Source organism: Pseudomonas sp. BCRC 81390, from assembly GCF_030341915.1.
GTDB lineage: Bacteria > Pseudomonadota > Gammaproteobacteria > Pseudomonadales > Pseudomonadaceae > Aquipseudomonas.
Map to the genome: position 1 here is coordinate 77,053 of NZ_JATAAG010000063.1, position 18,216 is coordinate 95,268.

Here is an 18,216-nt window from a genome sequence, read left to right on the forward strand (position 1 = left end):
CTACACCGCTGGCCCGTGGTCAACATGAACCACAACGCAGGCCCACCGACCGCTGCCCCCTGCCCTTGCGAAAGCGATGGCCGATCCTGCGCAAACAACAATAACAACGGAGACAACGATGGCTCACTCCAGCTCGCAAGCGAAAAAAGCGACCGCCAGTGGATGGATAGGCTCGGCACTCGAGTACTACGACTTCTTCATCTACGCCCAGGCCGCCGCGCTGATTTTCCCGCAGATATTCTTCCCCAACACCGACCCGAAGATGGCCATCATCGCGTCGCTGGCCACCTACGGCGTGGGCTACCTGGCGCGCCCGGTCGGCGCCTTCGTGCTGGGCCACTGGGGTGATACCCGCGGGCGCAAGAACGTCCTGCTGCTGTGCATGTTCCTGATGGGCCTGTCGACTATGGCCGTGGGCCTGCTGCCTACCTACCACGACATAGGCCTGCTCGCCCCGGCGCTGCTGGTAGTGCTGCGCCTGGTCCAGGGCTTTGCCGTGGCCGGGGAAATTTCCGGTGCCAGTTCGATGATCATGGAGCATGCGCCGTTCGGTCGCAGAGGTTACTTCGCCAGCTTCACCCTGCAAGGCGTGCAGGCCGGCCAGGTGCTGGCCGCGGCGGTGTTTCTGCCCCTGGCCTACTTCATGCCCAGTGACGCCTTCAACGAGTGGGGCTGGCGCATTCCCTTCCTGATGAGCGCCTTCGTCCTGGTCGCTGGCTACATCATCCGCAAGGAGGTGCATGAAACCCCGGCGTTCGTGAAGGAAGAGAAGCAGGATAAAGTCGCCAAATCGCCGATCCGCGAGGCCTTCCGCCACAGCTGGAAGCACATGGTGCTGGTGATGTCCATGGCCCTGATGAACGTGATCCCGGTGGTAGCCACCATCTTCGGTGCCGCCTACGCTGTGCAGCCCGCCTATGGCATCGGCTTCGACAAGAGCGTGTACCTGTGGATCCCGGTGGTCGGCAACATCGTCGCGGTGCTGGTGATCCCATTCGTTGGCAACCTCTCCGACAAGATCGGCCGCCGCCCGACCATGATCGCGGGCTGCCTGGGTTCGGGCCTGCTGGCCTTCGTCTACCTGTACGCGATCAGCATCCACAACGTACCGCTGGCGTTCGCCACCTCGATCGTCATGTGGGGCATGGTCTACCAGGGTTACAACGCAGTGTTCCCCAGCTTCTACCCGGAGCTGTTCCAGACCCGCTACCGCGTGTCGGCCATGGCCATCGCCCAGAACATCGGCACCATGCTGACCGCCATGCTGCCGGCGCTGTTCGCCCTGGTCGCCCCGCCCGGCTCGGACAACATCCCGCTGGTGATCGGTGGCCTGGCGTTCTTCATTACCTGCGTGTGCGCCCTGGCGGCCTACATCGCCCCGGAAACCCATCGTCTGTCGATGGAAGACCTGGGTAACCCGCAGGCCAAGCCGATGGAAAAAGCAGCGTATGAAGCCAGCCGCAAAGGCAGCTTGCAGACAGTGAGCCACTGATGGCTTGTCGGGGGGCTTTGCGCGCCCCCCCGACGATTTCAACCCTTGACCACCTCCTGCAACCGCTGCCACAACCGCTCGACATTCTCCCGCTCGGTCGGCAGCGCCCCGATCGACACCCGCACCATCCACCGTCCGTCCAGCGTCGCCGGCGTCACATAGGCATCCCCGGACGCATTCAGCCGCTGCGCCCAATCCTTGGTATGCGCATCCAGTGCCTCCCCTTCCAGCCCCGCCGGCTGATGGCGGATGCACAAGGTCTGCAACGCTACCGGTGCCAGCACGTGCCACTCTGCGCTCGCATCAACCTGCGCGGCCAGCCACTTGGCGTTGTCCAGGTCACGGCGCAAGCGCGCCTGCAGCGCTTCAACGCCCTCGCTACGCAACATGAACCACAGCTTCAGCGCGCGGAAGCGCCGCCCCAGCGGGATGCCCCAGTCACGCAAGTTCTTCACCTCACCATCCACCGCCGATTGCAGGTAGCTGGGGTTGGTGCTCATCACCCGGATCAGGTGCTGCGGGTCGCGCACGTAATAGATCGAACAATCGAAGGCCACGCCCAGCCACTTGTGCGCATTGACCACGACTGAATCAGCCAGCTCGATGCCGTCCCACATCCAGCGGCATTCCGGCAGGATCATCGCCGAGCCGGCCATGGCCGAATCCACATGCAGCCACAGGCCATGGGCCTGGGCGATTTCGCCGATCGGGCGCAGCGGGTCGAGGGCCGTGGTGGCGGTGGTACCGGTGGTGGCGACCACGGCGCAGGGCTGGTTGCCAGCAGCCAGGTCCTGTTCGATGGCCTCCCGCAGCGCCTGCGGGCGCAGGGCGTAGTGTTCGTCGGTAGGAATCAGGCGGATGTTGTCGCGGCCAAAGCCGGCCAGCAGCGCCGCCTTGTCCACCGAGCTGTGGGCATGGGCGCTGACATAAACGATCAGCGGCTTGGCCTGGGCTTGTAAGCCGCCGCGCACCAGGGCGTAGTCGCTGGCGCGTTCGCGGGCACAGATCAGCGCCACCAGGGTGCTGGTCGACGCGGTGTCCTGGATGACTCCGCTCCACTGGTCGGACAGGCCGAGCAGCTGGCGCAGCCAATCGAGGGTGGTTTCCTCCAGCTCGCTCAGGGCCGGGCTGGATTGCCAGGACAGGCCGAGAACGCCCAGGCCGGTGCTGAGAAAGTCGCCGAGCACCGATGACAGGGTACCGTTGGAGGGGAAATAGCCGTAGAAATCCGGGTGTTGCCAGTGAGACAGGCCGGGCATGACCAGTTGGTTGACATCGTCGATGATCGCTGCGAAAGGTTCGCCTTGCTGGGGGGCCTGTGTGGGCAAGGCGGCCTTGAGGTAGCCGGGCTCGACCTGGGCCATGACCGGGCGGTCGCCGACGCTCTGGCGGTAGTCGGCAATGAGGTCGATCAGTTGGTGGCCGTACTGGCGGAATTGTTCGGGGGTCACGTGGGGTCTCCTGTGAGCGGTTCGCTGCCTGTACTGGCCTGTCCGCGGGTAAACCCGCTCCCACAGGTACTGCATCGTTTGTAGGAGCGGGTTTACCCGCGAAGAGGCCGCTACAGGCAGCACAATGCCCCTAGTCTAGGCACCTGTCCCGAAGTGAATAACCCCGCCTTGCGCATACCTGCTATGGCAAACCCGCATGCCCGCCCTGCACACCGAACTGCGACTGGCGCCACAACTCGAACACCCGGTTGCGTAACCAGCGATGCTCGGCCGAAGCTTGCAGGCGCTGGTGCCATACCACCCAGTAGCGCTGGCTGTGGTCGATGAAGCCCAGCGGCCGCCAGGCCAGCGGATGCAGGCGGCACAGCTGCCGGGCGATGTGCTCGGGCACGGTGGCCAGTGCCTGGCTGTTGGCGATCACCTGCACGGTGGCGGAGAAGAACGGCACTTCCAGGCTGACCCGCCGCTGCAGCCCCTGGGCGCGCAGGTGGCGGTCGATGAAGCTGTCCTTGTCGCCGCCGCCGGAAATGCGCACATGCTTGTGCGCCAGGTAGTCGGCCTGGCTGAGCGCGCCGTGGGCGGCCAGCGGGTGGTCGTGGCGCATCAGGCACACCGCGCGGTCCTCGCCCAGCAGGCGGCCGTGCAGGTTGGGCGGCGACTCGTCGAACAAGGTAGTGGCCAGGTCGATCTCGCCACTGGCCAGCAAGGCGTACTGGCCGGCCTGCCAGGTGCGGTATTCCAGCGATACGCCCGGTGCTTCGCGCTCCAGCGCCGCCACCAGCAGCGGCAGCATGTGCTCGGCCACGTAGTCCGAAGCGGCCAGGCAGAAGCGCCGCTCGCAACGTGCCGGGTCGAACACTGCAGGTTGGCGCAGGGCGTGCAGTTCTTCGAGGACCTGACGCAGCGGTTCGACCAGCGCTTCGGCGTGCTGGCTGAGCACATAACCACGGCCCTGGCGCACCAGCAGCGGGTCGTCGAAGGCTTCGCGCAGGTGGGCCAGCTGGCGGCTCAGGGCAGACTGGCTGACACCCAGGCGCTCGGCGGCGTGGCTGAGGTTCTTCAGTTGCAGCAGGTGGTCGAGGGTACGCAGGTGGGCGAGGCTGAGGGAAGCGAAGGTGGGGTTCATGCAGGCTCCCCTGGGTTGATGCAACTGGTCAGTCGCCGGCAAGCCAGCTCTCACAGGGTTGCCTTGGGCCTCAAGGCTGGCAGTACCTGTGCAGCTGGCTTGCCGGCGATTGGGCCGCAAAGCGGCCCCAATACACAGATCAGTCAGTCAGGCCGACGTACACGTTCTGCACATCGTCGTTCTCGTCGATCGCCTCGAGGAACGCTTCCACCTCGGCCAGTGCCTCGGCACTCAGGCTGGCGGCACTCACCGGGTTCTTCGGGGTGTAGCCGATCTTCGCCGAGGTCACGGTGAAGCCATGTTCCGGCAGGGCCTTTTGCACGGCATCCAGGTCGGTGGTGTCGGTGATGAACAGGGTCGAACCTTCTTCGTCGCCTTCCTCGAAGTCCTGGGCACCGGCCTCGATGGCTGCCATTTCCGGGTCGGCGTCGCCGTTGGCGGTGGCTTCGATCAGGCCGACGTGGTTGAAGTCCCAGGCCACCGAGCCGCTGGCACCCAGCTGGCCCTTGCGGAACAGCACGCGGATCTGTGCGACGGTGCGGTTGACGTTGTCGGTCAGGCACTCGACGATCAGCGGCACCTGGTGCGGGGCGAAGCCTTCGTAGCTGACCGCCGAGTACTGCACGGCATCACCGTCCAGGCCCGCGCCCTTGCGGATGGCGCGTTCCAGGGTTTCGCGGGTCATCGAGGCCTTCTTGGCCTGCTCGATGGCCAGGCGCAGGCGCGGGTTCATGTCAGGGTCGGCGCCGGACTTGGCGGCGATCTGGATCTCTTTGGACAGCTTGCCCATGATCTTGCCTTTGGCGTTGGCCGCGGCTTCTTTATGTTTGGCTTTCCACTGTGCGCCCATGTCGACTCTCTTGTTTCAGCGGCCGGTTCAGGAAGCGACCGGCCAAAAGTGGGTGCAGTTTATACGCCCTCAGGCCGCTGTTCGACAAGAAATCTCATCAGCCTTTATCCGCCTTGCCTGCCGCCGCCGCAAACCGCGCCAAGCGCACATCCAGCCGGCGCGGACGCAAACCGTGGTCCTCGGCCCGCTCCTTGCGGCGGATGGCATTGCGCACCATCAGCGAGCCCAGGTAGCGGATCGGCTCGGGTGGGAACAGCCCCAACGGCCCCTTGACCAGCGGCGAACGGGTCCACGGGTTGTCCAGCCCAAGTGCCAGCGACGACAGGATCTGCCCGCCCATGTGGCACGGCCCCACGCCGCTGCCGGAATAGCCAAAGCCGTAGAACACATTGCCCTGCCCGTCCAGCTTGCCGAAAAACGGCAGGCCGGTTACCGAGCGGTCCGACGGCCCGTTCCAGCTGGCCGCAAGCGGAACCTCGGCCAGCGCCGGGAAAAAACCGCCCAGGCTTTCGCGCAGCAGTGCCCGGTATGGCGACGGCTGGTCGAATACCGGCAACATGCGCCCGCCGTAGGCAAAGGTATTGCCGCCCTTGCCGAGCATCAACCGGCCATCGGAGGTGTTGTGGTAGTAATGCACGAAGATGCGCGAGTCGAGCACGCTGATGCCGCTGTCCAGGCCGATCTGGCGCAGCAGGTCGGGGCAAGGCTCGGTGATCACCATGTCGCTGGACACAATCGCCACGCTGCGCTCGAACTGCGCAAAGGCGCGCGCCATCCAGGCGTTAAGGCCCAGCACCACGCGGTCGGCGCGCACGGTACCGCAGGCGGTGCGCACCTGCACCGGGGCGCCATGCTCCAGGCCGGTCATGGCGGTGCCTTCGAAAATTCGTACCCCGCGCTGCAAGGCCACCCGGCGCAGGCCACGTACCAGCTTGCCCGGCTGCACGGTGGCCGCGGCCGGCGAGAACCAGCCCTCCAGGTGCCGCGCCGAACCGGCCAGGCGCTGCACCTGGTCCAGCGGCAGGCGGCTGAACGAATTGATCCCCTTGCGCTCCAGCGCGGCCACCACCGCATCGGTAGCACCGACCTGGGCCGCGTTGGTGGCGGTGTACAGCGTGCCGTCCAGGCGGTAGTCGCAGTCGATGCCATTGGCTGCACAGAACGCACCGATTTCACCGATGCTGCGCTCCGACTCACGCACCAGGCGCACTGCCTCGGCCACGCCGAACAGGCGCTCCAGAGTGAAGTACTTGGCCGACCAGGACAACGCGCAGCCACCGTTGCGCCCGCTGGCACCGGCACCGCAGATATCGGCCTCGATCAGCACGATGTCCAGGGCCGGCTGCGCCTCCTTGAGCATCAGCGCAGTCCAAAGGCCGGTGTAGCCGCCACCGACGATGCACACATCGCAACGGGCATCGCCAGGCAATGGCGGGCACACCGCCTCTTGTGCCGAATCCAGGGCCTGTTGCAGCCAGAAGGGTCTCATTCGCTCGCTTTCCTTTCAGGTACGCAATGGCTTGATTGCCATGCTGGTGTTCGGTGCCAGGTCGGCGCTCTGTGCGGCGCTGGCTGGGCGGCTGTTCCAGTGCGGCAGCAGTACCAGCGCCGAGAGCAGTGCACAGCCGGCGAACACGATGAACACCGTGACGCCGTCGAAGTAACCCGGTAGCAGCCCGCCCAGCACCGCCCCCACCGAACCACAACCGTTGACGAAGCCTGCCGCGGTGGCGCCGGCCTTGGCGGTGCCGAAGTCGATGGCCGCAGCGCCACTGATCATCGAGTCCGGCCCGTACAGGGTCAGGCCCATGACGAACAGCAGGGCCACCACCAGCACCACGCTGCCGGTGTGCATGGCCGCCATGAACGCCGCCAGGGTCGCGGTCAGCAGGACCAGGCTGATCACGCAGGCCGGCATGCGCCGGGCACTGAACAGTTTGTCCGATGCCAGGCCGATCAGGATCGGCCCGAGCAGCCCGGCCAGTTCGAACGCCGTGGGGATGATCGCTGCGCCCACCTTGCCCACCGAGGGCATCTGCTCGAAGACGATCACCGGCCCCCACAACAGGATGGCGTAGCGCGCCGGTTTCAGCAGGAAGTAGGCAAGCCCCAAGGTCAGCACCGTGCGGTTGCGCAAGATTTCCTTCAATGGCGCCCACAGGCTGCACAGGTTGCCGCCCGGGGCCATGCTCTGCGGTTCGGGTTCGACCGCCGGCAGGCCGACGTCTTCAGGCTTGTTGCGCTGCAGGAAGAAGAACAGCACGGCCACCAGCGCTACCACTGCGGCGCTGGAGAAAAACGCCGCGTGCCAGCTGCCGACCAGGGTGTAGGCCCACCAACCGGCAAACGGTGAGGCCACCAGGCCGCCGAAGGCATAGCAGGAACTCCACAAGCCCAACACCCGCCCGCGCTGCACGGCGGGGAAGAAACTGCCGATGTTCTTGCACAACCCCGCCCACCCGGTGGATTGCGCAAGGCCCTGCACCAGCATGCAGGTGGCGAAGATCGGGAAGGTGGCGTAGCTGCCCATCACCACGGCGGCGCCGGCGGAAATCAGCAGGCCACCGAGCACCACCACGCGCGGGCCGAAGCGGTCGGCAAGCATGCCCCAAGTGAACTGGCCCACGGCATAGGCCGCCAGGTAGATCGCGTCAAGGTTGGCCATGGCGGCCTTGTCGAGCAGGAAACCCGGGTCTTCGGCGATGCCCAGCTTGGCCACCGAGAAGGCCTTGCGGGTGAAGTAGAAGGCGGCGTAGGCCAGCCAGGTGATGGTGAAGATCTGGATGCGCCAGCGTTTCAACGTGGCTAGTGACTGGTTCATTTAAGTCTGACCTCTTGCTCAAGTGTGCCGGCAGAATGTGAAGAAACGCCTGTCTTGTTGTTGTGTTACGCACAGCGATGACGAGGCTGTCATCGGGTCAGATGGCGCCGTGTGGGAGCCATGGCCCTGGCGGCACTTGTGGTGCCTGCGTCGGGCTGAAAGGTATGGAAACAGCTGCTGACTGATAAATAAAATCGATTTATCGTATTACACACATAAGCCTGGCTTTTTACTGAGGTGGCCATGTCGGTTTCCCACGCACAACTCAAGGCCTTCCACGCCGTAGCCGTGCACGGCAGCTTTACCCGTGCGGCAGAAAAGCTGTTTCTCACCCAGCCGGCAGTATCCGACCAGGTGCGCAAGCTGGAGGAACGCTTTGGCGTGCTGCTGTTTCACCGCAACAAGCGCTCGGTGCAGCTCACCGACCTGGGTGAGCGCCTGCTGGGCATCAGCCAGCGCCTGTTCGCCTGCGAGGCCGAGGCTCATGAGCTGCTGCAGGACTCGCGCGCCTTGCACACCGGCAGCCTGGTGCTGGCGGTGGATGCGCCGGTGCATGTGCTGCCGCAGATCGCCCGCTTCTGCCAGCGCTACCCAGGCATCCAGGTGAAGGTCGAAACCGGCAACACCGATGAATCGCTGGCCCGGCTGTTCAGTTACCAGGCCGACCTGGCCCTGCTGGGCCGGGATGTTGACGACGAGCGCCTGCATTGCCTGCCGCTGCGCCGCGACCCGATGGTGGCGTTCGTCTCGCACAACCACCCGTGGGCCAGCCGTGGCTCAATCAGCCTGGCAGACCTGGACGACATGCCGCTGGTACTGCGCGAACCCGGCTCGGTGACGCGGCAGACGCTGGAACAGGAAATGCAACGGGCCGGGTTGCGGATTCGCCCGGCGATCCAGGTTGAAGGCCGGGAAGCTGCACGTGAAGCCGTGGTGGTGGGGATTGGTGTGGGGGTGGTGTCGGCGGCCGAGTTTGGTGCGGATGCCCGCGTGTGTGCGTTGCCGATTGTCGATTGCCAGCGGTACCTGACCGAGACCTTGGTGTGCCTGCGTGAACAGCGCACGCGGCGGGTGGTGGCGACCTTCCTGCAAATGGTCGAGGAAGCGCTGTGAGGCCAGCACAGGCAATGACTATGCTGGGATAACCCCGTCTCCGGCACTCAGCCCATGCTCTTCCGTCTCGCCGCCGACACCTTGGTGCTGCTGCACCTGGCCTTCATCCTGCTGGTGCTGTTCGGCGGCCTGCTGGTGCTGCGCTGGCGAGCTGCCCTGCTGCTGCATTTGCCAGCCCTGGGCTGGGGCCTGGCGGTGGAATACCTGCACCTGGGTTGCCCGCTGACTGCCTGGGAAAACCACATGCGCAACGCGGCCGGTGAGGCGGGCTACCAGGGCGGCTTCATCGACCACTACCTCTGGCCGCTGATCTACCCCGCCGGGCTGACCCCCTCTGTGCAGCTGGTGCTGGGCAGTGTCGTGCTGCTGCTCAACCTCGCCATCTACGGCTACGTGGCCTGGCGCTGGCGCCGCCCTAGCGGGTAGCAACCACGAACAAGCGCGGGAACGGCAGCAGCACCTTGCCATCGGTGGCGGGCGGGTAGTCGCGCTGCATGGCCTGCAGGTACATCTGCAGGAAGTCAGCCTGCTCCTGCGCGTCGAGCCTGGCCAGATACGGCCGCAGCGCCGAACCCTTGAACCACTCCACTACCGCTTCGGCGCCGCCCATCAGCGGGTGGTGGTAGGTGGTGCGCCACACATCCACGCGCGCGCACAACGGGCTGAGCAGGTCATAGTAGAACGCCGCGTTGTGTCGCGGCGGCAGCTGGAAATCGGCGAATTTGGCTGCCCACGGGCCTTGGCTGGCGATCTCGCGCAATTGCCGGTGGGCCGGCTCGTCAAGGTTGTCGGGGGTCTGCACCGCCAGGCTGGCGCCTTCGCTCAGCTGCCGCACCAGGTGCGGGTACAGTGAGGCATGGTCTGGGAGCCATTGCAGCGAAGCATTGGCCAGGATCAGGTCCTGCGGCTCGGCGGCGGACCAGCCGGCGATGTCGGCAACCAGCGTGCGCACCCGGGGGATGCACAGCCGCTTGCGCTCCCGGGCCTTGTCGATCATGTCCGGGTCGCTGTCCAGCGCGGTCACCTGGGCGTCCGGGTAACGTTGCAGCAGCACCTCGGTGGAGTTGCCAGGGCCGCACCCCAGGTCGGTGGCGTGGCGTACCGGGCGTGGCGGCACGGCGCCGAGCAGGTCGCGCACGGCGCGGGTGCGCTCGTCTTCGAACAGGGAATACTGGTTGGCAGACCAGGCCATGGGCAACTCCTTCTGGCGAGTGATGGGGGCAGCATATTGCGATCTGCGGGCGAGCGGAACTGGCTGGCCCGCTTCCAGGTCATTCCTTGCATGCGCATGAAGACTTATCTGGCCCTTGCCATCCTGGCCCTGATTGCCACCGCCGCCCTGCTCGGCTTGCCCTGGATGAACCAGCGCTTTCACATGCCAGCGGAAAAACACCCTGCCCAACAACGCGAAACGGCCGGGTCCCCAAGGGAGCCGGCCGTTTCGCGAAGCGAATGACGCTTAGTGCTGCTTGCCAGAACGGATCTGATGCACCACGCCCATCACCACCACGATCGCCGCAGCGATGCCGGTGGAAATGACCAGGATCTGGTAGTCAGGCATGAAGGCCATGGTCACCAGGGCGGCGACGATGAAGGCGATCACCAGGTAGGTCAGCCACGGGAACAGCCACATCTTCAGGCGTACTTCCTTGCCTTCGGCGATCAGCTTGCGGCGCATGCGCAGCTGCGAGAAGGCGATCACCAGGTACACCAGCAGGGCGATCATGCCGGTGGTGTTCATCAGGGTTTCCAGTACATCCTTCGGGCGCAGGGTCTCGCTGAAGTTGATCAGCGCGCAGACGATGGCCACCGCGCACGAACCCATGATCGCGTACACCGGTACACCGGTACCGGCGCGGGTGATCTTGAAGAACGAGGGTGCGTCGCCACGCTGGGCCAGCGAGAACAGCATGCGCGAAGCGGTGTAGTGGCCCGAGATCAGACAGCTGCTCACCGAGGTCAGCACGACGAAGTTCATCAGCAGCTCGGCATACGGCACGCCCAGCAGTTCCAGGGTACGACGATAGGCGCCATAACCGGAAACACCCAGCTGCGGGTCGTTCCACGGTACCAGGCAGACGATCAGGAAGATCGAGCCGACATAGAACAGGCACACACGCCAGACCACCGAGTTGGTCGCCTTGACGATCTGCGTGGCCGGGTCCTTGGCTTCGGCTGCGGCGATGGTGACAATTTCCGCGCCGAGGAAGGCGAACATCACCCCGAGCAAGGCACCGATCACGGTGGTGATGCCATTGGGCATGAAGCCTTCGGCAGTGAGGTGGCTGATGCCGCGTACTTCACCGAACTGCCAGATGTTCAGCACTGCCGCGGTACACACGATCAGGAAGCAGACGATCGCGATCACCTTGATCAGGGCGAACCAGAACTCGAACTCACCGTAGTGCTTGACGTTGAAGAAGTTGACGGTGATCAGCAACAGGGTCGTGGCCAGCACGAACACGTTGACGCTGACATCGGGGAAGAAACCATGCAGGATCTTGCCCGCCACATAGGCTTCCCAGGCCATGAGGATGACCCAGTACCACCAGTACAGCCAGCCGATGGTGAAACCGGCCCAACGGCCGATGGCGCGGTCGGCGTAGGTGGAAAACGAACCGGTGTCCGGCGAGGACGTCGCCATTTCACCCAGCATGCGCATGATCAGTACCACCAGGATGCCACCTGCCAGGTAGGCCAGGACAGCGGCTGGGCCGGCGCTGTGGATCACGCTGCCGGAGCCGACGAACAAGGCGCCGCCGATAACCCCGGCGATCGACATCATCGTCAGGTGGCGCGACTTGAGCGAGGCACTGAGTTTGCTCTCGTGCCCGCTTTTCGCGGTGGTGGTTGTAGATGTTGCGTCCATCAGTTGTGTACCCCGTGCTTCTTTTTATCCAAGGAAAACTGTGAAACCCCGATGGCTGGCGGTCTCACCTGTACATCAGTGCTAATGCGGGCAGGATGGTGTGTAACGAACACACGCAGGCCTTCCATGGCGGCCTGCTGACGCGCCCCAGGGCTGACGCCTGGGGCGAACTGAACATGCTTTATGTGGCGATATCTGACACCTAATGTAAAAATGTCCGACGCAGAGAACCATGCACAGTGGCATGAAACTCGCACTGCACTGTATAGGTCGCTGATGCAATACACCGCTTAAGCGCCTGGCGTTACACACCCCTGAAGGCCCCGAATGCTGCAATTACATCCAGACTCCTCGACGCCGCTGGTCAACCAGATCATCGACGGGCTGCGCGAGTTGATCGACAACCAGACCCTCAAGCCAGGCGCCAAGGTCCCGTCCATTCGCGCCTTTGCCGCGACCTACTCGGTCAGTACCTTCACCGTGGTCGAGGCCTACGACCGCCTGGTCGCCCAGGGCCTGCTGGTGAGCCGGGGCAATGCAGGGTTCTTCGTCAACCGCGCGGCGGGTGAGCTGCTGGACCCGCACAATGCCGAAGCCGACACCAGTCGACCAACGTTCAACTCCGAGTGGTACCTGCAGCAGATCTTCGAAATCCGCCAGTTGCCATTCAAGCCGGGGTGCGGCTGGCTGCCCAACGACTGGATGTACGAAGACGGCCTGCGCCGCGGCCTGCGCCAGGTGGCCGGCAGCCCGCTGGAGCTGTCGGGCTATGGCGACCCCATGGGCCTGCCGGAACTGCGTGCGCTGACGGCGCAGAACCTGCAGCAGGAACTGTCGATTGTCGCCAACCCGGCGCAGCTGATGCTCACCCACGGCGCCAGCCAGGCCCTGGACCTGGCAGCGCGCACGCTGGTGCGCCCGGGCGATGTGGTGCTGGTGGACGACCCAGGCTACCCCAACCTGATGAGCATCCTGCGCACCCAGGGCGCGACCCTGGTCGGCGTGCCACGCACCCCGGCCGGCTACGACCTGAACCAGCTGGAGCTGCTGCTCACCCACCATCGCCCGACCGCCTTCTTCACCCAGCCGCACCTGCACAGCCCGACCTGCTCGCGCACCCCGCTGCCGCAACTGCACCGCCTGCTGCAACTGGCCAGCCAGCATGGCTTCCGCCTGGTGGAAAACAACCTGTACGCTGACATGATCGCCGAACCGCAGCCGTGCCTGGCCAGCCTCGATCACCTGCAGCAGGTGGTGTACGTGGGCAGCTACTCGAAGAGCATTTCGCCGAATGTGCGGGTCGGCTACCTGCTGGCCAACCCCGAACTGATGCAGAAACTGCTGCACCTGAAGATGCGCTCGGGCCTGACCACCTCGCAGGTGATGGAGCGCGTGGTGTATGCCGCGATCATCGACGGGCGCTGGCGCAAGCACCTCAAGCGCCTGCGCCAGCGCCTGGCCGAGGCGCACCAGGAAGTCGGCCGGCACCTGCACCGGCTGGGCTTCGAGTTGTTCATCGAGTCGGACGAGGGCATGTACATCTGGACCCGTCACCCGGCGATTCCGGACAGTGCGGCGTTGCTGGATGACGCGCTGGAGAAAGGCATCATGCTCGGCCCTGGGCAGCTGTTCATGGTGGATGCCAAGGCGACCGGGTGGATGCGCTTCAACGTGGCGTTCAGTACGGAGCCGGCGATGTGGGAGTTGCTGGAGCAGGTGTTGGTGAAGCATGTGCGCCGGGGTGGGATTTAGGGATTGTGGTGCGGCCGGGGTTCGCCTTGGCATTTTTGGCGCCTGTGAGATCGAGCGCCGCCCGCGCGGCGCATCGCGGATAAATCCGCTCCATCCCTGCGCCAGGGCTGGCAACTACGGCGTTACAGTGCTCCGGCAAGCACCAATGAATCATAGGCGAAGCGCACCCGCAGCGTGCCGCGTTTGGGTGATGGCTCTGCCCCGTAAACAGGTTGCCGTTGAGCAAGGCGAGAGATGAAGTAGCGTTGACCGAACGGTGCAAGGCGCGCGAAAACTTGGATCCCATCCTGTGAAAAGGTATGCTGGCAATAGCCAAAAGCCACTATTCAGGCCATGTTGCAAGCCTGCTTTCAAGGATGAACCTCTTGCCCAGCCACCCTACCCGCCACACCATCGCCCGCCAGTGGCAACTGCTCAAGCTGCTACCCGGCCGTCACCCAGGGATGAGTTCCACCCAGCTGCAGGCCGCCTTGAAAACCGTGGGCTATAGCACCAGCAAACGCACCGTCGAGCGCGACCTGGTCGAGCTCGCGGCGCTGTTCCCGCTGCGCTGCAACAGCAAAGGCATGCCGTACGGCTGGTACTGGCAACCCGGCCTGAGCCTGGGCGAAGCACAGCAACTGCAACCTGACGTGCTGGCACCGCCGGCACCGATCCAACTGCATGCCTGGGTCGACGACGGGCTGGCCCGGCGCCTGCAAACGCAGCCACTGGCCCCAGACATGCAACTGACCGCGCACGCGGACGGCGGCGCGACGCTGGTGGCCACGGTCGACGACAACCGTGCGCTGATGGGCTGGCTGTTGTCCCAGGCAGGCTCGATCCGCGTCCAGGCACCGCAGCCCCTGCGCCTGGCCCTGCTCGAGCAGTTGCGGCAAAGCCTGGCGCTGCACGATGGCGGTGATTGAGCGGCACGCAACCGCCATCAGCCCGCCGTCAGCGTCTAGAGAGGCTGCGCCTGGCGCAGGTTTCGACGCGCCAGGCAGGCATACGCCAAGCCCAGCACACTGAAGGCCAGGACGCCCAGCAGCACCATCAGCTCGCGGCTGTAACGCGCCACCCAGGCCGGGAAGCCGATGACTTCGCGGTAGACCTGCACGTCAGCCTCGCCGTCGGCGTGGCTGATGCTGATCCCGCCCTGGCGGATCTGCGTGTAGTCCGCATCGAAATACACCCATACCTTGCACGCGCCACCGGGCTCTATGCCCGGGATGTCCACCTGGGCAGTAACGGCCTCGACGATGGTGTCGTTGCCAGCTGCGTCGCGTACCTGCACCAGGCCCTTCGCCGGCAGGCGGATTTTCACCTGGCGCACCGGCGCGTCACCACGATTGCGCAGTTCGATGAGCAAGCCGGTACGGTGGTCGACCAACCCGGCCTCGAATGGTTTGGCGAACAGCTGGGTATAGGGTGCCTGGGCCATTTCGACCAACCGCTCGACCTGGTCGTGGCTCAGCGCGCCTTGGCTGATGGTGTTGATACGCCCCTGCAACTGCTCGTACTTGAGCTGCTCGCTGGCCTTGCTGATACGCTCGCTGAACTGGCTGGGATAGGTGAGGTAGGCGTAGGTCAGCGCCGCCTCCAGGCGCGGGCTGCCTCTGAGCAACCCATAAGCGGCCAACAGGACCATCAGGCCGACCAGCACGGCTACGAGGAGTTTCCCCACCTTGTCCCAGCTCAATGCGTACTTCCTTCTGTGTGATAGCGACGCTGCAAACCGACCAAGGGTGCCAAGTTCGCGCCCCCCAGGCAAGCCTGAGCCGGTCGCTTGCGCCTGCCGCTTGACCAGGCCACGGCAGTGGCGGACCATCAACCTCCCCCCACACAAGGACGAACAGCATGTTGCGGATACTGGGCAGAGCCTCTTCGATCAATGTACGAAAAGTGCTGTGGGCTTGCGCCGAGTTCGAGGTCGCGTACGAGCGCGAAGACTGGGGCGCCGGCTTCCAGCCCACGGACAGCGCCGAATTCCTCGCGCTGAACCCCAACGCCATGGTCCCGGTGATCCAGGATGGCGACTTCACCCTATGGGAATCCAACAGCATCATCCGCTACCTGGCCACACGTTACGGTGCCACTGCGTTCTACCCCAGCGAGGCGCAGGCCCGAGCCAGGATCGACCAGTGGATCGACTGGCAGGCCTCGGACCTCAACCGATCCTGGAGCTACGCGTTCATGTCGCTGGTCAGGCACTCGCCGGCCCACCAGGACCCGCAGGCCCTCGCTGCCGGTTGCGCGGACTGGGCGCGCTACATGCGCATCCTCGAGGGCCAGCTGGCCAGCACCGGTGCCTATGTGGCCGGCAGCCAGTTCACCCTGGCCGACATCCCCATCGGCCTGTCGGTGAACCGCTGGTTCGAAACGCCACTGGAGCACCCGCACCTGCCGGCCGTGCGCGATTACTACGAGCGCCTGAGCGAACGCCCGGCCTATCACCTGCATGGCCGCAACGGTACGCCGTGACAAACACCAATTGATACCCGCGAAGGGCCGCAAAGCGGCCCCGACGCCTCACGCAGTTGCCCGCCCCGCCAGCGCCTGCACCCGCCCACGCCACGCAAACATCAGCACCATCAACAACCCGAGCACTGCCGTCGCGGCCCCCGCCAGGGCAATCGCCGGATAACCCAGCCCGGCATTGATGACTGCCCCGCCCAGCGCCGCGCCGATCGCATTGCCCAGGTTGAACGCCCCAATATTCACCGCCGAGGCCAGGTTGGGCGCATCCTTGGCCGCTTCCATCACGCGCATCTGCAGCGGTGGCACCAGGGCGAAGCTGGCAGCGCCCCACACCAGGATCGCCAATGCCGTCGGCAGCGACCAGCCCAGCACCAGCGGAAACACCAGCAGTACGGCGATCAGGGTGGCCAGTGACACGATCAAGGTACGGTCGACCGACCGGTCCGCCGCCTTGCCGCCCCACACGTTGCCCAAGGTCAGGCCGACGCCGAACAGCACCAGCATGGCTGTCACGAACGTGGTGGATGCGGCCGCCTCACGCTGCAGGATCGGCGCGATGTAGGTGAACACCGTGAACATCGCACTGGAACCCACCACGGTCAGCAGCAACGCCGCCAGCACCGGCCCGCGCCCGAGTACGCGAAGCTCGGCCATGGCCCCGTCACCCTTGGGCGACGGCACGTTGGGCAGCGCGTACCAGAGGCTGCTCATGGCAACCAGGCCGAGCCCGGCGATGCCCCAGAATGCCGTACGCCAACCGAGCAGTTCACCGAACCAGGTCGCCAGCGGCACGCCACCGATGGTGGCCAGGGTCAGGCCCATGAACATCGCCGCCACCGCCCCGGCGCGCTTGTCGGGCGGCACCACGCTGGCTGCGACGATCGAGCCGATGCCGAAGAAGGCACCGTGGTTGAGCGAGGTAACCACGCGCGCGACCAGCAGGCTGGCGTAGTCATCGGCCAGGGCTGACAGCAGGTTGCCGAGGGTGAAGATCGCCATCAGCCCGATCAGCAGGTAACGCCGCGGGACTTTTACCGTTGCCAGGGTCATCAGCGGTGCGCCGATCAGCACCCCGATGGCATAGGCACTGACCAGCAACCCCGCCGCCGGGATCGAGACGCCAAGGTCGGTGGCGATACTGGGCAACATGCCCATGGGGGCGAACTCGGTGACGCCAATGCCGAAGGCACCGATGGCGAGCGCGACAAGAGGTGGATTGATACGCATGGCAAACTCCTTATCTGTGCCGCAAATGCTACGATCCAGCATCAGGCTGCACTAGACTGCATTTTTGCGAACCACCTTTGCTGACGAGGCACAAATGGATTTCAGCGGACGATCCGGAGAGATGGCAATATTCGCCAAGGTGGCGCAAGCGGGCAGCCTGTCCGCCGCAGCGCGGGCGCTGGGCCTGACGCCTTCGGCGGTCAGCCGCATCCTGGCCCGTACCGAACAGCGTCTGGGCACCCGCCTGCTGCTGCGCACCACCCGGGCGATCACCCTTACCCCTGAAGGCGAGGCGTACCTGCGCGGCGCGCGGCGGGTGCTGGCTGACCTCGACGAAGTGGAACAAGCCATTACCGACCAGGGCGTGCCACGCGGGCGTTTGCGGGTCAGCGCAGCGCTGGGCCATGGTCGGCTGACCGTGGTGCCGCTGCTGGCGGCGTTCAGCGCGCGCTACCCACAGGTGCTGGTCGACCTTACCCTCAGCGACGAAATAGCCGATATTCCCGGCGGCCAGGCCGATGTGGCGCTACGCTTCGGCCCGCTGCCGGACAGCTCGTTGAGCGCCCGCGTCATTGGCGAAACCGGCCAGGTCATCGTCGCCGCTCCCGACTACCTGCAGCGCTGTGGCACGCCCCTGGTGCCGGAGGACCTGGCCCGGCACAACTGCCTGCGCTTCAACTTCCGCCGTGCCGCGCCGGACTGGCCGTTCCACCGCGACGGGCAGGTCTTTGCGCTGAAAGTCAGCGGCAACATCGAATGCAGCAGTGGCGAAGCCCTGGCGCAACTGGCCACGCGCGGCGCCGGGGTGGCCCGCATCGGTACCTTCACCGTCGCCGATGACCTCGCCAGCGGGCGCCTGGTACCGTTGCTGGAGGCCTACAACCCGGGGGATCGCGAGCCGATCCATGCGGTGTTCGTCGGCGGCCCGGCGATGCCGGCGCGGGTGCGAGTGTTCGTCGATTTCCTCGTCGAGCAGCTCCAGGGGGCTGGGCCTGCCGACATGACCCGGGCTGGAGAAAACCACATCACGCGCCCCCGGTAGCCGTTTGTTGGGT

17 protein-coding genes are annotated in these 18,216 nt (G+C 65.3%); 8 read left to right on the forward strand and 9 right to left on the reverse strand.

Annotation, left to right across the window (positions count from 1 at the left end; all coding sequences use genetic code 11):
- Window positions 1-118: 118 nt before the first annotated feature.
- Window positions 119-1,492 carry an MFS transporter gene (locus QSV36_RS15065; RefSeq protein ID WP_289132815.1) on the forward strand — a complete coding sequence of 458 codons (1,374 nt, stop codon included), beginning with the start codon at window positions 119-121 and terminating at the stop codon, window positions 1,490-1,492.
- A 38-nt stretch (window positions 1,493-1,530) separates the two neighbouring features.
- Here QSV36_RS15065 and QSV36_RS15070 read toward each other — a convergent pair whose 3' ends face one another.
- The 5 genes from QSV36_RS15070 to QSV36_RS15090 all read right to left on the reverse strand — a co-directional run bounded on the left by QSV36_RS15070 (window position 1,531) and on the right by QSV36_RS15090 (window position 7,740).
- Window positions 1,531-2,943, reverse strand: coding sequence for a DOPA decarboxylase (locus QSV36_RS15070; RefSeq protein ID WP_289132817.1), 1,413 nt, complete (start codon window positions 2,941-2,943; stop codon window positions 1,531-1,533).
- A gap of 181 nt (window positions 2,944-3,124) precedes the next feature.
- On the reverse strand, window positions 3,125-4,069 hold the full coding sequence (locus QSV36_RS15075) for a LysR family transcriptional regulator (protein WP_289132819.1): 945 nt from the start codon (window positions 4,067-4,069) through the stop codon (window positions 3,125-3,127).
- A gap of 139 nt (window positions 4,070-4,208) precedes the next feature.
- Window positions 4,209-4,919, reverse strand: a complete 711-nt coding sequence (locus tag QSV36_RS15080) for a YebC/PmpR family DNA-binding transcriptional regulator (RefSeq protein WP_170029433.1) — start codon at window positions 4,917-4,919, stop codon at window positions 4,209-4,211.
- Between the two features lie 97 nt (window positions 4,920-5,016).
- Window positions 5,017-6,408, reverse strand: coding sequence for an FAD-dependent oxidoreductase (locus tag QSV36_RS15085; protein WP_289132822.1), 1,392 nt, complete (start codon window positions 6,406-6,408; stop codon window positions 5,017-5,019).
- Window positions 6,409-6,423: 15 nt separating this feature from the next.
- Entirely contained in the window at window positions 6,424-7,740 is a 1,317-nt protein-coding gene (locus QSV36_RS15090) for an MFS transporter (RefSeq protein ID WP_289132825.1), read from the reverse strand.
- Between the two features lie 243 nt (window positions 7,741-7,983).
- Between QSV36_RS15090 and QSV36_RS15095 the strand changes: the two genes are divergently transcribed.
- Both QSV36_RS15095 and QSV36_RS15100 read left to right on the forward strand, forming a co-directional pair.
- On the forward strand, window positions 7,984-8,853 hold the full coding sequence (locus QSV36_RS15095; protein ID WP_289132828.1) for a LysR substrate-binding domain-containing protein: 870 nt from the start codon (window positions 7,984-7,986) through the stop codon (window positions 8,851-8,853).
- Between the two features lie 54 nt (window positions 8,854-8,907).
- Window positions 8,908-9,279, forward strand: a complete 372-nt coding sequence (locus tag QSV36_RS15100) for a DUF2784 domain-containing protein (RefSeq protein ID WP_289132831.1) — start codon at window positions 8,908-8,910, stop codon at window positions 9,277-9,279.
- Here the strand turns inward: QSV36_RS15100 and tam are convergent.
- The gene (tam, locus tag QSV36_RS15105; protein WP_225778251.1) at window positions 9,269-10,045 is read right to left on the reverse strand and encodes a trans-aconitate 2-methyltransferase; all 777 of its coding nucleotides are present in this window, start codon (window positions 10,043-10,045) and stop codon (window positions 9,269-9,271) included. The genes QSV36_RS15100 and tam overlap by 11 nt on opposite strands.
- A 90-nt stretch (window positions 10,046-10,135) precedes the next feature.
- Between tam and QSV36_RS15110 the strand changes: the two genes are divergently transcribed.
- Entirely contained in the window at window positions 10,136-10,309 is a 174-nt protein-coding gene (locus tag QSV36_RS15110) for a hypothetical protein (RefSeq protein ID WP_289132838.1), read from the forward strand.
- 3 nt (window positions 10,310-10,312) lie between these two features.
- Here QSV36_RS15110 and QSV36_RS15115 read toward each other — a convergent pair whose 3' ends face one another.
- Window positions 10,313-11,722, reverse strand: a complete 1,410-nt coding sequence (locus tag QSV36_RS15115) for an amino acid permease (protein WP_289132840.1) — start codon at window positions 11,720-11,722, stop codon at window positions 10,313-10,315.
- Between the two features lie 327 nt (window positions 11,723-12,049).
- On the opposite strand from QSV36_RS15115, the gene QSV36_RS15120 reads away from it, so the two are divergent.
- Window positions 12,050-13,474: an aminotransferase-like domain-containing protein gene (locus QSV36_RS15120; RefSeq protein WP_289132843.1), complete on the forward strand. Its 1,425-nt coding sequence runs from the start codon at window positions 12,050-12,052 to the stop codon at window positions 13,472-13,474.
- Window positions 13,475-13,839: 365 nt separating this feature from the next.
- A complete protein-coding gene (locus QSV36_RS15125) occupies window positions 13,840-14,382 on the forward strand; it encodes a WYL domain-containing protein (protein ID WP_289132844.1) in 543 nt (180 codons plus the stop codon).
- 35 nt (window positions 14,383-14,417) lie between these two features.
- Here the strand turns inward: QSV36_RS15125 and QSV36_RS15130 are convergent, their stop codons facing one another.
- On the reverse strand, window positions 14,418-15,155 hold the full coding sequence (locus QSV36_RS15130; protein WP_289132845.1) for a hypothetical protein: 738 nt from the start codon (window positions 15,153-15,155) through the stop codon (window positions 14,418-14,420).
- 158 nt (window positions 15,156-15,313) lie between these two features.
- Between QSV36_RS15130 and QSV36_RS15135 the strand changes: the two genes are divergently transcribed.
- Window positions 15,314-15,937, forward strand: a complete 624-nt coding sequence (locus tag QSV36_RS15135; protein ID WP_289132846.1) for a glutathione S-transferase family protein — start codon at window positions 15,314-15,316, stop codon at window positions 15,935-15,937.
- A 48-nt stretch (window positions 15,938-15,985) separates the two neighbouring features.
- On the opposite strand, the gene QSV36_RS15140 is transcribed toward QSV36_RS15135, so the two are convergent.
- On the reverse strand, window positions 15,986-17,161 hold the full coding sequence (locus tag QSV36_RS15140; RefSeq protein WP_289132848.1) for an MFS transporter: 1,176 nt from the start codon (window positions 17,159-17,161) through the stop codon (window positions 15,986-15,988).
- Between the two features lie 94 nt (window positions 17,162-17,255).
- Here QSV36_RS15140 and QSV36_RS15145 point away from each other — a divergent pair, with 94 nt between their 5' ends.
- Window positions 17,256-18,203 carry a LysR family transcriptional regulator gene (locus tag QSV36_RS15145; RefSeq protein WP_289132849.1) on the forward strand — a complete coding sequence of 316 codons (948 nt, stop codon included), beginning with the start codon at window positions 17,256-17,258 and terminating at the stop codon, window positions 18,201-18,203.
- Window positions 18,204-18,216: the final 13 nt, after the last annotated feature.

What these genes read in the sequence shown, in the direction of transcription:
- QSV36_RS15135 (WP_289132846.1), top strand. Translation starts at nt 15,314, where the DNA reads ATGTTGCGGATACTGGGCAGAGCCTCTTCGATCAATGTACGAAAAGTG.
- QSV36_RS15140 (WP_289132848.1), bottom strand. Translation starts at nt 17,161, where the DNA reads ATGCGTATCAATCCACCTCTTGTCGCGCTCGCCATCGGTGCCTTCGGC.
- QSV36_RS15145 (WP_289132849.1), top strand. Translation starts at nt 17,256, where the DNA reads ATGGATTTCAGCGGACGATCCGGAGAGATGGCAATATTCGCCAAGGTG.
- QSV36_RS15115 (WP_289132840.1), bottom strand. Translation starts at nt 11,722, where the DNA reads ATGGACGCAACATCTACAACCACCACCGCGAAAAGCGGGCACGAGAGC.
- QSV36_RS15065 (WP_289132815.1), top strand. Translation starts at nt 119, where the DNA reads ATGGCTCACTCCAGCTCGCAAGCGAAAAAAGCGACCGCCAGTGGATGG.
- QSV36_RS15080 (WP_170029433.1), bottom strand. Translation starts at nt 4,919, where the DNA reads ATGGGCGCACAGTGGAAAGCCAAACATAAAGAAGCCGCGGCCAACGCC.
- QSV36_RS15120 (WP_289132843.1), top strand. Translation starts at nt 12,050, where the DNA reads ATGCTGCAATTACATCCAGACTCCTCGACGCCGCTGGTCAACCAGATC.
- QSV36_RS15110 (WP_289132838.1), top strand. Translation starts at nt 10,136, where the DNA reads ATGCGCATGAAGACTTATCTGGCCCTTGCCATCCTGGCCCTGATTGCC.
- QSV36_RS15090 (WP_289132825.1), bottom strand. Translation starts at nt 7,740, where the DNA reads ATGAACCAGTCACTAGCCACGTTGAAACGCTGGCGCATCCAGATCTTC.
- QSV36_RS15085 (WP_289132822.1), bottom strand. Translation starts at nt 6,408, where the DNA reads ATGAGACCCTTCTGGCTGCAACAGGCCCTGGATTCGGCACAAGAGGCG.
- QSV36_RS15100 (WP_289132831.1), top strand. Translation starts at nt 8,908, where the DNA reads ATGCTCTTCCGTCTCGCCGCCGACACCTTGGTGCTGCTGCACCTGGCC.
- QSV36_RS15095 (WP_289132828.1), top strand. Translation starts at nt 7,984, where the DNA reads ATGTCGGTTTCCCACGCACAACTCAAGGCCTTCCACGCCGTAGCCGTG.
- QSV36_RS15075 (WP_289132819.1), bottom strand. Translation starts at nt 4,069, where the DNA reads ATGAACCCCACCTTCGCTTCCCTCAGCCTCGCCCACCTGCGTACCCTC.
- tam (WP_225778251.1), bottom strand. Translation starts at nt 10,045, where the DNA reads ATGGCCTGGTCTGCCAACCAGTATTCCCTGTTCGAAGACGAGCGCACC.